This window comes from Oceanobacillus kimchii X50 (genome assembly GCF_000340475.1).
GTDB lineage: Bacteria > Bacillota > Bacilli > Bacillales > Amphibacillaceae > Oceanobacillus > Oceanobacillus kimchii.
In genome coordinates, this window is record NZ_CM001792.1 from 247,470 (window position 1) to 261,456 (window position 13,987).

21 protein-coding genes are annotated in these 13,987 nt (G+C 33.8%); 17 read left to right on the forward strand and 4 right to left on the reverse strand.

The genetic code is table 11. From position 1 onward, the window contains the following. Window positions 1-12: 12 nt before the first annotated feature. The 6 genes from C794_RS19585 to C794_RS01490 all read left to right on the forward strand — a co-directional run bounded on the left by C794_RS19585 (window position 13) and on the right by C794_RS01490 (window position 3,580). Complete coding sequence (locus tag C794_RS19585; protein ID WP_338112042.1) at window positions 13-444, forward strand: GrpB family protein; 432 nt, start codon at window positions 13-15, stop codon at window positions 442-444. A 74-nt stretch (window positions 445-518) separates the two neighbouring features. Then, a complete protein-coding gene (locus C794_RS19590; protein WP_017795365.1) occupies window positions 519-1,175 on the forward strand; it encodes a uridine kinase family protein in 657 nt (218 codons plus the stop codon). Further along, window positions 1,172-1,594, forward strand: a complete 423-nt coding sequence (locus C794_RS01475) for a GNAT family N-acetyltransferase (protein WP_017795366.1) — start codon at window positions 1,172-1,174, stop codon at window positions 1,592-1,594. Before C794_RS19590 ends, C794_RS01475 begins: the two co-directional genes overlap by 4 nt. A 100-nt stretch (window positions 1,595-1,694) precedes the next feature. After that, on the forward strand, window positions 1,695-2,360 hold the full coding sequence (queC, locus tag C794_RS01480; protein WP_017795367.1) for a 7-cyano-7-deazaguanine synthase QueC: 666 nt from the start codon (window positions 1,695-1,697) through the stop codon (window positions 2,358-2,360). A 31-nt stretch (window positions 2,361-2,391) separates the two neighbouring features. Then, window positions 2,392-2,760, forward strand: a complete 369-nt coding sequence (locus C794_RS01485) for an iron chaperone (RefSeq protein WP_017795368.1) — start codon at window positions 2,392-2,394, stop codon at window positions 2,758-2,760. Between the two features lie 106 nt (window positions 2,761-2,866). Next, window positions 2,867-3,580, forward strand: a complete 714-nt coding sequence (locus tag C794_RS01490) for a class I SAM-dependent methyltransferase (protein WP_017795369.1) — start codon at window positions 2,867-2,869, stop codon at window positions 3,578-3,580. On the opposite strand, the gene C794_RS01495 is transcribed toward C794_RS01490, so the two are convergent. Then, window positions 3,575-4,009 carry a small multi-drug export protein gene (locus C794_RS01495; RefSeq protein ID WP_026133682.1) on the reverse strand — a complete coding sequence of 145 codons (435 nt, stop codon included), beginning with the start codon at window positions 4,007-4,009 and terminating at the stop codon, window positions 3,575-3,577. The genes C794_RS01490 and C794_RS01495 overlap by 6 nt on opposite strands. Before the next feature lie 119 nt (window positions 4,010-4,128). Here C794_RS01495 and C794_RS01500 point away from each other — a divergent pair, with 119 nt between their 5' ends. Together C794_RS01500 and C794_RS01505 are read left to right on the forward strand one after the other, a co-directional pair. Next, window positions 4,129-4,533: an NUDIX hydrolase gene (locus C794_RS01500; RefSeq protein WP_017795371.1), complete on the forward strand. Its 405-nt coding sequence runs from the start codon at window positions 4,129-4,131 to the stop codon at window positions 4,531-4,533. A gap of 23 nt (window positions 4,534-4,556) precedes the next feature. Next, on the forward strand, window positions 4,557-5,027 hold the full coding sequence (locus tag C794_RS01505) for a metal-dependent hydrolase (protein WP_017795372.1): 471 nt from the start codon (window positions 4,557-4,559) through the stop codon (window positions 5,025-5,027). 223 nt (window positions 5,028-5,250) lie between these two features. Here the strand turns inward: C794_RS01505 and C794_RS20610 are convergent, their stop codons facing one another. Beyond that, window positions 5,251-5,571, reverse strand: a complete 321-nt coding sequence (locus C794_RS20610; RefSeq protein ID WP_139136374.1) for a hypothetical protein — start codon at window positions 5,569-5,571, stop codon at window positions 5,251-5,253. A gap of 216 nt (window positions 5,572-5,787) precedes the next feature. On the opposite strand from C794_RS20610, the gene C794_RS01515 reads away from it, so the two are divergent. The 6 genes from C794_RS01515 to C794_RS01540 all read left to right on the forward strand — a co-directional run bounded on the left by C794_RS01515 (window position 5,788) and on the right by C794_RS01540 (window position 9,841). Continuing rightward, window positions 5,788-6,216 (forward strand): Rrf2 family transcriptional regulator, encoded by a 429-nt coding sequence (locus C794_RS01515; RefSeq protein WP_017795374.1) that lies wholly within the window; start codon window positions 5,788-5,790, stop codon window positions 6,214-6,216. Window positions 6,217-6,288: 72 nt separating this feature from the next. After that, window positions 6,289-7,194: an NAD(P)/FAD-dependent oxidoreductase gene (locus tag C794_RS01520; protein ID WP_017795375.1), complete on the forward strand. Its 906-nt coding sequence runs from the start codon at window positions 6,289-6,291 to the stop codon at window positions 7,192-7,194. A 93-nt stretch (window positions 7,195-7,287) separates the two neighbouring features. Further along, window positions 7,288-8,397 (forward strand): glycerol dehydrogenase, encoded by a 1,110-nt coding sequence (locus C794_RS01525; protein WP_017795376.1) that lies wholly within the window; start codon window positions 7,288-7,290, stop codon window positions 8,395-8,397. A 148-nt stretch (window positions 8,398-8,545) separates the two neighbouring features. Continuing rightward, a complete protein-coding gene (locus C794_RS01530; protein ID WP_017795377.1) occupies window positions 8,546-8,959 on the forward strand; it encodes a YhfM domain-containing protein in 414 nt (137 codons plus the stop codon). A 125-nt stretch (window positions 8,960-9,084) separates the two neighbouring features. Then, entirely contained in the window at window positions 9,085-9,366 is a 282-nt protein-coding gene (locus tag C794_RS01535; RefSeq protein WP_017795378.1) for an ArsR/SmtB family transcription factor, read from the forward strand. Window positions 9,367-9,442: 76 nt separating this feature from the next. Further along, entirely contained in the window at window positions 9,443-9,841 is a 399-nt protein-coding gene (locus C794_RS01540; protein WP_017795379.1) for an ArsI/CadI family heavy metal resistance metalloenzyme, read from the forward strand. A 484-nt stretch (window positions 9,842-10,325) separates the two neighbouring features. Here the strand turns inward: C794_RS01540 and C794_RS01545 are convergent, their stop codons facing one another. Continuing rightward, a complete protein-coding gene (locus tag C794_RS01545; RefSeq protein WP_017795380.1) occupies window positions 10,326-10,973 on the reverse strand; it encodes a TetR/AcrR family transcriptional regulator in 648 nt (215 codons plus the stop codon). A gap of 220 nt (window positions 10,974-11,193) precedes the next feature. Between C794_RS01545 and C794_RS01550 the strand changes: the two genes are divergently transcribed. Continuing rightward, the gene (locus C794_RS01550; RefSeq protein ID WP_017795381.1) at window positions 11,194-11,928 is read left to right on the forward strand and encodes a glucose 1-dehydrogenase; all 735 of its coding nucleotides are present in this window, start codon (window positions 11,194-11,196) and stop codon (window positions 11,926-11,928) included. Window positions 11,929-12,096: 168 nt separating this feature from the next. Beyond that, window positions 12,097-12,966 carry a YitT family protein gene (locus C794_RS01555; RefSeq protein WP_026133683.1) on the forward strand — a complete coding sequence of 290 codons (870 nt, stop codon included), beginning with the start codon at window positions 12,097-12,099 and terminating at the stop codon, window positions 12,964-12,966. Between the two features lie 151 nt (window positions 12,967-13,117). Here the strand turns inward: C794_RS01555 and C794_RS01560 are convergent, their stop codons facing one another. Further along, window positions 13,118-13,351, reverse strand: coding sequence for a DUF5316 family protein (locus tag C794_RS01560; protein ID WP_017795383.1), 234 nt, complete (start codon window positions 13,349-13,351; stop codon window positions 13,118-13,120). A gap of 186 nt (window positions 13,352-13,537) precedes the next feature. On the opposite strand from C794_RS01560, the gene C794_RS01565 reads away from it, so the two are divergent. Next, window positions 13,538-13,987, forward strand: a complete 450-nt coding sequence (locus tag C794_RS01565; protein WP_017795384.1) for a PH domain-containing protein — start codon at window positions 13,538-13,540, stop codon at window positions 13,985-13,987.

The window sequence follows — 13,987 nt, forward strand, 5'->3', positions numbered from 1 at the left end:
TACATCTTGAAAGTGAGATTAACAGCGTATACACCTAATTGGAAAACGATGTATAAAGAAGAGCAAGCTAATCTCAGATGTATATTTGGCAAAGAGATACTTTCTTTTGAACATTTTGGTAGCACTGCAATACCTGGAATGCTTGCTAAACCCGTAGTCGATATGATGTGTATCGTAAAAGATATTTATCGAATTGATTCATATAATACCTATATGGACCGTGTAGGGTACGATATAGCTGGTGAATGGGGAATTGAAGGGAGAAGGTTGTTTAGAAAGGGAGGAGTTAACAGATCTCATCATATACATGTATATCAATATGGCAATCCACAGATAGACCGTCATTTAATATTGAGAGATTACTTATTACAACATTCATCTGAAGCAGCACAGTATAGTGCTTTTAAGGAAAAGATTGCGAAAAGGTATACATATACCCTCTGAATATAGTAAGGCGAAAAAACAGTTTGTAAGTGATTTAGAGAATAGAGCACTTTGGTGGAAGGAGAAGTCACTTGATGGATGAATTACTTACACTTGTTGTTAATTGGATTAAAAAACAAGATGGAAAGCTGATAATTGGAATTTCCGGACATGGTGCTTCAGGGAAAACCACTTTTGCTACAAAACTAAAAGCACTTCTACAAAAAGAGCAAGTAAATATTCTAAATACCGATCCATATATTATAGATTCGGTAGTTAGGAAAAAATCTATTATGGAATATACATATAAAGGTAATTTACATCATTATAAGATGACGGCATCTCACCCGTCGGCACACCATCTAGTTTCCCTAACTAGAGATATTCGTATGATTCAGAATGGACTCGATTTATTAACACTAGAAACTCAATATAGTGAAAGCAAACACATTTACGCAAATGTTCCGATAACGATTGTAGAAGGAATGAGTGTGGCTTTTATTGAACCTAATATTTTTGATTTAAGAATATATTTATATACGGATGATGAAACCGAATTTATAAGAAGGATGCACCGAGATGTAGCGGACAGAGGGGCGAATAAAGAATACATTATATTTGCACATAAAGAAAGAAGGGTTCAATACAAGTTATTTATGCATAAATATCACGAAGACTTTGATATTGTGATTAATAATTCCAATACAGGGTGGGCGATTGTTAAGAATGTTTTAATGGAGGGTCCAAAATGAAAGTTACAAGGTTAACAACAAAAGATCAATGGCTAGAAGCTTTTCCAATTATGAGGCAGTTACGAACGCATCTCGATAAAGCATCTTATGTTATCCTCATATCGGAAGCAGTAGAAAAAGATAATTATCGTCTTTATGCGTTGTATGACCAGCAAGAAATTGTAGCTGTTGTAGGATTCAAACCAATGATCACGCTCTATTATGGCAGATTTGTATGGGTGTGTGATTTGGTTACAGATAATATCAATCGTTCGAAGGGCTATGGTGAATATCTATTAAACTATGTACATACGTGGGCAACAGATAATGAATACGAAAGTGTTGCCCTTTCTTCGGGAATCCAACGTCATCAAGCCCATCGTTTTTACGAAGAAAAGATGGGCTATGAGAAAGTTAGTTATGTATTTAAATCAAAATGAAGGCCTCTATCCTATTAGAAAATAAAACCAACCTTCACGTCTAGTCACTAATATGCTAGTTTAGAATAAGTTGGAATTTATTACATAGGAGTGTTAAAAAATGAATAGTAAAAAGGCAATAGTTATTTTAAGTGGCGGATTAGATAGTACGACATGTATGGGAGTAGCTAAAGAAGCAGGGTATGATATCTATCCAATTACTTTCCACTATGGTCAGCGGCATGATCGCGAGATTGAGAATGCTAAAAAGGTAGCTTCCTATTTTGATGCAGCGGAGCATAAGGTATTTTCACTGGAATTTTTAAAAGAGATTGGTGGCAGTTCCTTGACTGATCAATTAATGGAAGTAAATCAAGAAGGCGTTGGTGAAGATGTACCGAATACATATGTTCCGGGAAGAAATACAATTTTCCTATCAATTGCTGCTTCCTATGCAGAGGCGATAGGTGCTGAAAAAATATATGTAGGTGTATCTGCAGTTGATTTCAGTGGATATCCAGACTGTCGCCCAGAATTTATAGAAGCAATGCAACAAACCATATTTCAAGGGACCAATGCAGAACCTACAATAACGATTGAGGCACCACTGATTGATTTATCCAAAGGAGATACAGTCAAGTTAGGTATGGAATTAAACGTGCCTTATCATTTAACTACATCTTGTTACTTAGGTGGTGAAGAAGCATGTGGTGAATGTGATAGTTGTAGATTGAGGTTGCAAGGATTTGAAGAAGCTGGTGCTACGGATCCAATTAAATATATGTAGTAGATTATTTAGATAACAAGGAGGTTCGATTATGAATACATTTGATGAATTTTTAGAGACAATAGAAAATTCTAACCATCGTTCTAGAACGGAGGAAATCCTAAAATGGATAACAAAGAAATATCCTGAATTAAATCAAGAAATTAAATGGAAACAGCCAATGTTTACCGATCATAATACGTATATTATTGGTTTTAGTGTTTCTAAAAAGCATTTAGCCGTTGCCCCAGAACAGGCAGGAATAAATCAGTTTTTAGATGAAATTGTACAGGCTGGTTATGACCACACGAAGGAAATCATTCGTATACCTTGGACCAGTGAGATTGATTATTCATTAATTGAAAAATTAATCAATTTTAATATTACTGATAAAGCTGAATGTACTACTTTCTGGCGATAGTTCAGAAGAGGTATTCCAAATACAAGGAATAGAACATGTTATTGTTGATCGTATCTCTAATGGAGTAGTAGGGAGTTTCAATCTAACTAAGTTGAGGAGGAATAGAATGGATCGTATAGCCAAGATACGTCTTGAAGAGAAATTATATCATGATCACTGTTATGAAAAATTCGCTCTATTTGAAAAAGGGTCTTGGCTATATAAACCTGTTCAAACTGTACTGGATATTATCCCGTATTTTAAAGGAGTAGAGCCGTTAGAGGTGCTTGACTTAGGTGCGGGGGTTGGAAGGAATAGCATACCAATTGCCGAAGCAATTTCTATTCGTACAGGCTGTATAACTTGTGTTGATTTACTAGATTCTGCAATAGAAAAACTTAAAGAGTATAGTAAAATTTATCAGGTTGAAGATCGAATTCAAGTAGTAAAACAAGATATAGCCACTTTTCAAATCAAACCAAATACATATGATTTTATTATTGCAGTTTCCAGTCTTGAACATGTTAGGACAGAGTCAGAACTCGATTACGTTCTCCATGGGATGGCAGAGGGGACGAAACAGAAAGGTATAAATTGCATAATTATTAATTCAGAAGTTGAGGAAGTAGATATAAAAACAGGCCTTCATTTAGAGGCCCAGATGGAAGTGAATTTACGGACAGCAGATATGACAAACAAATTAAAAGAAGCATACCAAAGCTGGTCAGTTATGAAACATGTAGTGAAACCACTCGAGTATACGATTGAAAGACAAGGAAAGCCTGTGTTAATGAAAACGAAGGCGATTACCTATGTGGTAAAAAATGATGCGAGATTATGAAAATAAATCAATCCCAAGTTTTGTAAGGACGCCTATTAAGATTCCATAAATACCAATGCTTATTGCGGATGATAAAAACAGGCGTTTTTTATCCATTCCAATTACTTTACCAACCACTCCAATTGCCCAAGATCCGAATAATGGAGTACCTATAAGTACTATCATAAATCCACCTTTATTTAAACGTTGGCTTGTTTTCGAATGAGTTAACTTATGAAAATATCTTTGAATCCTCTCGAATTTCGTTAACCAATCATAACTATATGCAATAAAAGGAATGGCAAAAAAATTACCAAACCAGGCCCACACAATAGAAGATACCATATCTAACCCTAAACCCATACTAACTGGAATTGCTAAATAAATTTCGAATAAAGGGAAGAAACCCATAAACCAAGCTGTAGCTGCTAATACAATGTACTCCATCATACATATCACCTCTGTATACACAAAATAAAACCTAACGTTCGGTAGTTATATTTTAACATAATTACAATACTTTTAGTAACCATTGAGGCTCAAAAATAATTGTGGGGGGGGGAAGGTTATTGAGAGATAGAGGGTCGATTATATTAGCTGTAAACAATAAAGTGGCAGTCATCAAGAGAGAATTCGGTAATAAAGTTTATTATGTTTTTCCAGGCGGAGGAATTGAAAAAGGTGAAACGCCCCAAGAAGCTGCGAAGAGAGAAGCTTATGAAGAGTTAGGATTACAGGTGACAATTGGAGAGTGTATTGCAGAAATAGCATATAATGGTATACAATATTATTTTGCTGCTCAAGTCATCGATGGTGAGTTTGGAACAGGAAAAGGAGCAGAATTTTTTAATGAAGGTAGAGGGTCATATACACCCGAGTGGATGGAAATCGATAAGCTCTCTATTGTTGATATGCGTCCTCCTGAATTACTGGAAGTAATTCAAGCTCATTATACTGCACAGCATAAGAAATAAATTATAAATCTGAGGAGAAAACAATGACGGGAAAGACACATATAATGGGAGGTATTGCAGCTACGACTGCCTATGCCTATTATTCAAATTATGATCCTACTGCATTAATTATTTCAGGTGCCATTGGTTCCATCATACCGGATATTTGTCATGGTGGAAGTAAAATTGGAAGGCGTTTTCCGATTTTATCAAACATTATCAATGCAATTTTTGGACATCGCACCATTACACATAGTTTGATATTTTTAGTACTAATAGGATATATTCTCACACTAATCACCGATAATCAGTCAATTATTATGGGTGTGGTGATTGGAATGGCGAGTCATTTGATTTTAGACGCATGTACAAAAAATGGCATAAAGCTTTTATATCCTGCTTCGGTAACTGTACGTTTGCCAATAACGACAAAAACTGGAGGGGCAGTTGAGAATATTGTTCTTATTGCTTTAACTATTGTAACGATTTATTTTGGAAAAGAATTTATTCTCTAAACATGTACATAAAAAAAGGAAATGCCGGTCGGAGGCACTTCCTTTTTTAAGATATTGTGACATGTTTATTCTGCTCGTTCTTATGATTTTGATCGTAACATGTCTGCTACGGCATGGAATACTTCTACGCCTTGATACGTAAAGACTGACAAGGCTGTTAATGAAAAGAATCCAACAATGATATAACGAATAATCATTGATTGTTACCTCCCTTGAAAAACTTTTACTTTATGTTTGTCAAAGGAGATTCACCCAGATAACTCGACTGATAAAATATCGGAGTGAACTGAATTCTGCGAGTAATAGATAAAACTTGAAAATTACTCGAAAGTCGTTGAATCAAATTAATTATAATGATAGCTGAAAAAATAGATAAAAAAATAACCTTATCGTTATAGCCGCTTTGAGAATAAGATAAATCAAGTGTGTTCTGATGTTCTACAATGTTTGCTTTTTCTAAACTTACGTGACTATGTGAGCCGACGGTTAATTGAGAAACCGGCAATAAAAGAATCATTAATGCAATTATTAAATATCGATTCATTAAGTCACGTCCTTTTTCATTTATTCTTACAATATGTTATTGAAATGAATTTAGTACTTCAAATAAACTTATTAAATAATTTTTATCATATAAATGTATCATAATTATGAAGTTCACACAATGAAAAATATTCCATTTGCAAATAAGAGAATCTCATTGTAAAATCAATTACAGATAATAAAGGTCTATAATAGTTATTTGAGAAAGGGTAATAACATGAAATTTTCTAAAGCGATAAATTATGCATTACACACAATGGTGTATTTAGCGGATAAGCCAAAAGGAACATCTATTGGTGTGGAACGATTAGCGGAAACACAAAAGTTGTCTCCAACGTATCTATCCAAAATATTGACCAAACTAGTGAAAGCAGGATTAATTGAATCCACACCAGGTGCTAAAGGTGGTTATCGATTAGCGAGAAAAGGGGATAATATTACGTTTTTAGACGTTATTCATGCCATTGAAGGACAAACAGTGTTATTTTATTGTTCTATAGATCATGATGACGACTTTTCTAGAAATGAAGAATGTTTAATAGAGAATGCTATGATTGAAGCAGAGGAAAAAATGAAAGAATCCTTAGATCGTAAATATATCATGGATATTGCAAAGTTAATGCGCTCTCAAAAAAATCTTCAATGAGAGTGTTCTTTTTTAAACCTATTATAGATATTATGAGTCTTTAATATATTTGTTATAAGGAGTGTATGATGAATGTTAGACAGTATTGTTATTGGTGGAGGACCTGCAGGGTTAAGTGCGGCACTTGTATTAGGTAGAGCTGGAAAAAGAGCTGTTGTCTTCGATGATGATAATCCAAGAAATAAAGTCACCCATGAATCACATAGTTTTTTAACGAGAGATGGTATTCATCCTTCAGAACTAAAAGAATTAGGGAAACAGGATATATTAAAATATCCGACGGTTAGTATGGAAATGCAACGTGTGAATGAAATCCATAGGGAGAAGAATCATTTTCAATTAATTACCGAGAAGGGGGATTTATATCAAACAAAAAAAGTTCTCCTAGCAACGGGGCTTAAGGATGTTTTTCCAAAAGTGAAAGGACTCGATAAGTTCTACGGTTCCAGCTTATTTAGTTGTCCGTTCTGTGATGGCTGGGAAATGAGAAATCAAGCTTTAGTAGTCATTTCTGACAATAAAAATGCAGCATTTCAAATGGGTAAAAAGTTATCTAATTGGAGTAAAGATATTATCGTCTGTACGAACGGAAATCAAGTATTAACTGAAGAACAGAAACGTTCTTTTGCTAAAAATGGCATTCAAGTATTGGAAGAGGAGATAGATGAACTTATAGGAAACAATGGACAGCTTCAGAAGATAAGATTTATCAGTGGTGAAGAAATTCTTCGTGAAGGTGGCCTTGTTACAGTAGGTTTAGAGCAAGCTTCTCCATTTGCAGAAAGTTTAGGTTGTGTGATGTCAGATAATGGAGGAATTAAAACGGATGGTTTGGGTAGAACAAGTATTCCTGGTATTTATGCCAGTGGAGATGCTACAATCTCTACTCCTTCCCAATTAATTATGGCTGCTGGTGAAGGTAATAAAGTTGGAGCTATGATTGTTTCTGACTTGATTGATGAATCATTTAAATTATAAAAATAATAAATGTACGCTTATTTAGATTCAATGATTTAAATTTGTAAAACATGGGAATATATAAGTACACATAGGTATAAAGGAGTGTACAAATTGAGTGAACGAATTTTTATAAGTCCAGCAAAATATGTACAAGGAAAGAATGCCATCCAACGAATTGGTGAATATGTGAAAGATATTGGTAATCAAGCCATTGTTATTGCAGATGAAACTGTCTGGGAAATAGCAGCAAATGACGTTGTAAAGCATTTAAAAGAAGAAAGTATTGAAGTAGAGGAAGTAGTATTTAATGGAGAAGCTTCAAAAGCTGAAATGGAACGGATTTCTAAGATTGCAGGTGAATCTAATTCTACTGTAGTTGTTGGAGTTGGTGGCGGTAAAACGCTTGATACGGCAAAAGCTGTTTCTGATGAAGTAAAAGGTCAGACTGTTATTGTGCCAACAACTGCTTCAACTGATGCTCCAACTAGTGCGCTTTCTGTAGTTTATTCCAATGAAGGCGTATTTGAGGGATATCGTTTTTACGATAAGAACCCAGATTTAGTAATTGTAGATACGAAAATCGTAGCAGGAGCTCCTAAACGTTTCTTATCTTCAGGTATTGCGGATGCTCTAGCAACTTGGGTGGAAGCACGTAGTGTAATCGAAAATAAAGGTAAAACAATGGCGGGTGGATATACGACTATTGCAGCACAAGCTATTGCGGAAAAATGTGAAGAAACCTTATTTAAATATGCGGAATTGGCATATGAATCTGTGAAGGCGAAAGCTGTAACACCTGCTCTAGAGAATGTTGTTGAAGCAAATACATTATTAAGTGGGCTTGGATTTGAAAGTGGCGGCTTAGGTGCAGCACATGCAATTCATAATGGTTTCACTGCGTTAGATGGTGACATCCATCACTTAACTCACGGTGAGAAAGTTGCATTTGGTACCTTAGTTCAATTGGCTTTAGAGGAGCGCTCTAAAGAAGAGATTGAACGTTATATAAAATTATATATAAGTCTTGAACTTCCAGTAACACTAGAAGACATCAAGTTAAAAGATGCGTCTCGTGAAGATATTATGAAAGTTGCCGAAGCAGCTACAGTTGATGAAGAAACAATTCACGAAGCTTTTAAAGTAACAGCAGATGATGTGGCAGATGCTATCTATGCCGCAGATCAATATGCGAAGTCATATAAAGAAAAATATCAGAAGTAATTATAATATAGAGAAAGCATATCAACACTCATAGTTGGTATGCTTTTTTTAATGCCATTAATTTATCTTTACAAAGAAAGTAGTGAAACTTTTCTTATATATTAATCGTCTAATTAAATACAATCAGATTGGAAGGGAGAATGTATAGGTGAATATTAAAAAGATATATTTGTATATGGGCTTGTTATTTATTATTATTTTAATAAGTTGCTCTTTTTTAGAGAATGGATTGATCAAGGGAGATGTGCAAAGCATTCAAATAGCTAAATCCAAAGGTTTTGGATCTTATGCTAGTAATGACTTTCTTAATGAAATAAGGGACAAAGAAAAAGTTAAACTTTTTAAGGATGCTATTAATAGTGCTGTAAAACAATCTGGAGTAGTAGATATGATAGATCCAATTTACGATGTGAAGTTGATAAGCGATGATGATCAAACACAAGAATTGTATTTGTGGTTGTATGAAACTTCTGGATCAGTAATGACAGTCGAAGATACGCATACAGTTTATTCAATTTCTGAAAAAAACGCAGAAAAATTATATGATATTGTGAGGGATTAAAAGAAATATTAATAAATTTATTCGGATAAGATTCATCAAAAAAATTTGATATATTTCTTGTGTGATTTATTTTAATATTTTATAATTAATACATCAAGAAAAATTGATGTGAGGGGTTGATCTAAATGAACCAATTTTTAGAGTATGAAAAAAAATTCAAGGCACTAGCTGACCAAAAACGCTTAGAAATAATGTATGAACTTTGTCAAAGAGGAAGAACCTGTGTATGTGATTTAACTGATGTATTTGATGTTTCTCAATCAAAACTTTCTTATCATCTCAAGATATTATTAGAGGCAGGGTTAATTACTAAAGATACAAAAGGTAAATGGAATTATTACGTTTTAAATGATAAGGAAGTAAATAACCTGTTATCAGAAGAACTATGCTGTATTTTTAGGAAATAAGGAGAAAAAGATTTTATTATTTTTTATCTAATACATCAATTTTTTTTGATATAACTATTTAGAGGGGGAATTTTTAATGAAGTATGTTCATGTTGGTGTAAACGTAACAAACCTTAATGAATCTGTAGAATTTTATTCAAAAGTTTTTGGAGTGTCACCAGTAAAATCGAAGTTTAACTATGCTAAGTTCTTACTCGATCAACCTGGCCTTAATTTCACACTTAATGTGAAGGATGACGTAGGAGGAAACCAGATCAACCATTTTGGGTTTCAAGTAGAGACAGCTGAAGAAATTTTATTGCACAAAAAAAGATTAGAAAAAGAGGGTTTTTTTGCTCGTAAGGAAATGAATACAACTTGTTGTTATGCAGTGCAAGATAAGTTTTGGGTGACCGATCCTGACGGTAACGAATGGGAATTCTTCTACACAAAAGCAGATAGTGAAATAGAGCGTAATACATGTTGTGCCAGCTAAATATATACTAGTCTCAATGCAAAGTAACTTGTGTATATACTTAATTAATTGTGATAAAAGAATATAAATAGAAGCGAACTTTTATTCAATCCAATATAATGTTCGCTTTTATTTGGATTCTAGGGAATTTCTAGTTCCCCATTTAGTTTGCACATAACACAAAGCAATTTAAAAATTGAACCTCTGATGGTTTGTTCATAATCGTATTAATTTTAACATGTGTTTGTATCGTTGGAGCCTCCGGGAAAATGATTCTATAATGGGTTTACATAGGATATCTCCCATTGACCATCTTGTAAATATGTCGCATCTTACCAAACGGGGCGAGAGAAGCTATTATATCTCTTTAACCATATCCAATTTCAATAATAAGCATTGCCTTTTCTACTTGAAAAGATTCTACTAGCTCCATTCTGTGAATTTATTTGGACTGTCTGTAAATTAACAAGCAGTAGGAGAAAATTCCCCACTGCATAGTTTCACATTAAGCTTTTATATGAGATAAATAAAGATCTTTCATAATTTCTAACTGACGCCTTGGCTCAACTTCTACATCATAGTAGTTAACAGCTTTCATTAATGCCAATTTGCGAGCGAATAAACCAAAGTTATTTATGAACGATATCATTGTTTCTTTTATATTTAAATTATTACGAATCGATCCATCTCTTGAACCTTCTTGGATAAGTGTAGACATTAAGATATAAATTTCTTCTCTAACTGCATCGTACAAATCTATATCCTCTAAGGGTTCTTTGGAAATAGCTACGTAGTTTTCAAATGAATCAATAAACTTTGTAGAGTTTTTAGAAGCATGTGTAACAATTTGACTTAGGAAATCAAATACCTTTTCAAATTTTTTATATGCATTTTCGGTGTTATTGATAATTAATTGAAACTGATAAAGTTCTTCTTCCATGATGGATGTTGCAACGGCGACGATAAGTTTATCTTTCCGTGGAAAGTATCGAAATAATGTTGCTACTCCAATTCCTTCTTCATCTGCAATATTTTGCATTTTTACATTTTCTAATCCTGATTCCGCAAATAATCGTTCCGCAGTTTGAACGATACTTTGATAGCGCTTGTTTCTATTTTTTTCTCGCAATCCTGTTTTATTGGAAGCGTCCATAACAATCTCCTTCATGATAAATCTATATTTAATTTATACATGGAATAAATTTATTTTGCAATTATATCAGAATTCGTATACAATTTAATTAATGATAGTTGATCTATCATTAATTTATCTAATTAAAGTGATTATGATAGAATTTGCTATTATAGTGTATTTATATATTTTATGGAAATGTTCATAGGTAGAGCATTCCATAATGAATGGAGGAATTACAATGGGGCGATTAGTGAATAAGGTGGCTATTATTACAGGAGGAGCAAGAGGCATGGGTGCTTCTCATGTGAGGCTTTTTGCAAAAGAAGGAGCAAAAGTAGTGTTCACTGATTTAAATGAAGAGGGTGGAATTGCTTTAGCAAATGAATTAGGAGACAATGTTAAATTTGTAAAGCAAGACGTAACAAATGCAGAAGACTGGGCTACGGTTATTTCTGAGACAGAAGAAGCTTTTGGTCCTGTAAATGTATTAGTAAATAATGCGGGAATTAGTTTAAGTGTTCCTTTGATGGAGATGACAGAGGAACAATATCGTAAAATTATTGATATTAACCAAGTATCCGTATTTTTAGGAATGAAAGCAGTAGTTCCTTCTATGCAAAAATCAGGAAGCGGATCGATCGTTAATATTTCCTCTATGAATGGAATTGTAGCAGGTGCAGTAGGATATACAGATTCTAAATTCGCTGTACGTGGAGCTACAAAAGCAGCTGCAGTTCAACTAGGCGGGTTAGGAATTCGCGTGAACTCTGTTCATCCTGGTGTAATCGAGACTCCAATGGTTACGCAAGGCGATGCAATAGAACAAATTAAAGAATTTGCGAAACAAATACCATCTCAACGCATGGCACAGCCAGAAGAAGTTTCCAACATGGTACTTTTCCTTGCATCTGATGAATCTAGCTACTCTACAGGTTCTGAATTTGTCATCGATGGTGGTTTAACAGCAATGTAATAAATAGATTTTTTAAAGTATTACCTCTATGAGAAGAGCGATTCTTTCTTATAGAGGTTTTTGATTTTGTAGTAGTTTTAGCTACCTTAAAACTTTAAGAATAAAAACAGAAGCGTATAATAAGGTCTATACATTATCTATAGAAATTAAAAGAATCGAGGAAGAGTAATGAATGTAAGAAAGAAGCAACAAAGGAAGACTATGATGATTGTGCGTGGAATGATGATTATTATTGGAGGGTTTATCACTGCTTATGGATTAGAAGCTGTGTTAATTCCAAACAGTGTATCCGATGGGGGCGTGACCGGATTAAGTATTGTTGGTTCACAATTAACAGGGTTACCATTAGGTGTACTAATAGCATTACTTAATATTCCTTTTGTTTATTTAGGGTATAAACAAATCGGAAAGAGCTTTGCTGTATATTCTATAATCGGTATTGTTTCATTAGCTGTGAGCACTAGTTTAATGCATCATATCCCAACCATTATTGAAGGAGATACATTGTTGATTACGGTGGTCGGTGGTATTATCATTGGTTTTGGAATGGGGTTAGCACTTCGCAACGGCGGAGCATTAGATGGTATTGATATGCTTGCGGTATTGTTATCTCGAAAACTACCATTCGGTACAAGTGATCTTATTCTATTCTTAAATATGTTTGTTTTTATAATTGTCTCTACAGTATTTGGATTACAAGGAGCGATATTATCAGCCATAGCATATTTTATTGCTTCCAAGGTGATTCATATTGTAGAAGAAGGACTAAGTGGTTCAAAAACTTTCAATATTATCACAGATGAGCCTGAACAAATGGTTAAAACGATTTATGAAAGATTAGGAAGAGGAGCTACGTATAAAACTGTACAGGGAAGTTATTCAAAAGAATCTTATAGAGAAATCTCGTGTGTAATCAATCGATTAGAAGAAAGTAAAATGAAGGAAATTATCCAAGAAATTGATCCAAAGGCTTTTGTGACAGTATACGATGTTGCTGAAGTACGAGGTGGAAACTTTACAAAACATGATGTGTATTAGTGAACAGCCATCAAGGAGTTGTCTTACTCTTTTGATGGCTTAACTGTTTCTAAAAAAAATTTATTTGAACCTGAGGTGTGTGTTTTAGTGCAAGTAAGTTTAGGATTGAGGTTACTTTTATCATGTGAATGTGGATATCCTGTAGGCATTTTCATTGAACGAAATAAATACATACAGCTATTAACGCAGAGAGGATACCAATGCCTCCTGCCTTTAATCCAAAATTAGTGCGATAATGACGTTGTTCTTTTGATTGGGAATAATAATCGGCACGGTTATCGGGTCCTGTCTTCCATGTTCCAAGTACCAGCCCAGATATAATTAAACTAATCAAGCCTATTAAAAAGAATATATAAAACAATGCTTCTAATAATGTGGATAGCAATTTACTTCCTCCTCCTTTTTATTGTTTTGTAATAAATCAAAAAAAGGATATCTGATATAGTATCAAATATCCGCTGTTCCTACCTATCTTATTCAGGATAGTTAAGGGATATGCTTTTTATTGTGGATAATATATAATTACCCGTAATTGAACTATGTAAATCGTCGAAAAGGTGGGGACAATTTAATGAAGGATTTAGAGTTTAAATCAGAAGTAGATGGAGGCTACAAATTAGTTTTATGTATTGCGACGCTCATTTTATTTGTAGCTTGCATATTCCCGCTTATCCTTCTTCCTTTTAATTGGGTAATTTTGATTATACTTGTTAGTGTATTTGTTTTATCTACATTACTTATTTTGTTGCCATACTTTAATCTTCGTTATATTTTTTGTTCTGATCACCTTTTTGTTAAAAGTGGTTTATTCCGTTTTCATATTCAGTATAATCAAATAACCAAAGTAGAAGCGACATCCAACTTTTTAATTGGAACAAGAGCAATGATGGCGACAAAAGGAATTGTTATCTATTATTCGAGTGGGATTATGGGAGAATTAAAATTATCTCCTGTCAATCAAGATACCTTTTTAAAAATTCTGCAGGAGCGGGCTGTACAAGCAGATATTTATGTAAGGTGA

Excerpts from the sequence above, each read along its gene's own strand:
- queC (WP_017795367.1), top strand. The coding sequence starts at position 1,695 with ATGAATAGTAAAAAGGCAATAGTTATTTTAAGTGGCGGATTAGATAGT.
- C794_RS01490 (WP_017795369.1), top strand. The coding sequence starts at position 2,867 with ATGGATCGTATAGCCAAGATACGTCTTGAAGAGAAATTATATCATGAT.
- C794_RS01485 (WP_017795368.1), top strand. The coding sequence starts at position 2,392 with ATGAATACATTTGATGAATTTTTAGAGACAATAGAAAATTCTAACCAT.
- C794_RS01545 (WP_017795380.1), bottom strand. The coding sequence starts at position 10,973 with ATGGACGCTTCCAATAAAACAGGATTGCGAGAAAAAAATAGAAACAAG.
- C794_RS01550 (WP_017795381.1), top strand. The coding sequence starts at position 11,194 with ATGGGGCGATTAGTGAATAAGGTGGCTATTATTACAGGAGGAGCAAGA.
- C794_RS19590 (WP_017795365.1), top strand. The coding sequence starts at position 519 with ATGGATGAATTACTTACACTTGTTGTTAATTGGATTAAAAAACAAGAT.
- C794_RS01495 (WP_026133682.1), bottom strand. The coding sequence starts at position 4,009 with ATGATGGAGTACATTGTATTAGCAGCTACAGCTTGGTTTATGGGTTTC.
- C794_RS01555 (WP_026133683.1), top strand. The coding sequence starts at position 12,097 with ATGAATGTAAGAAAGAAGCAACAAAGGAAGACTATGATGATTGTGCGT.
- C794_RS01515 (WP_017795374.1), top strand. The coding sequence starts at position 5,788 with ATGAAATTTTCTAAAGCGATAAATTATGCATTACACACAATGGTGTAT.
- C794_RS01475 (WP_017795366.1), top strand. The coding sequence starts at position 1,172 with ATGAAAGTTACAAGGTTAACAACAAAAGATCAATGGCTAGAAGCTTTT.
- C794_RS01535 (WP_017795378.1), top strand. The coding sequence starts at position 9,085 with ATGAACCAATTTTTAGAGTATGAAAAAAAATTCAAGGCACTAGCTGAC.
- C794_RS20610 (WP_139136374.1), bottom strand. The coding sequence starts at position 5,571 with ATGAATCGATATTTAATAATTGCATTAATGATTCTTTTATTGCCGGTT.
- C794_RS01505 (WP_017795372.1), top strand. The coding sequence starts at position 4,557 with ATGACGGGAAAGACACATATAATGGGAGGTATTGCAGCTACGACTGCC.
- C794_RS01540 (WP_017795379.1), top strand. The coding sequence starts at position 9,443 with ATGAAGTATGTTCATGTTGGTGTAAACGTAACAAACCTTAATGAATCT.
- C794_RS01520 (WP_017795375.1), top strand. The coding sequence starts at position 6,289 with ATGTTAGACAGTATTGTTATTGGTGGAGGACCTGCAGGGTTAAGTGCG.
- C794_RS01565 (WP_017795384.1), top strand. The coding sequence starts at position 13,538 with ATGAAGGATTTAGAGTTTAAATCAGAAGTAGATGGAGGCTACAAATTA.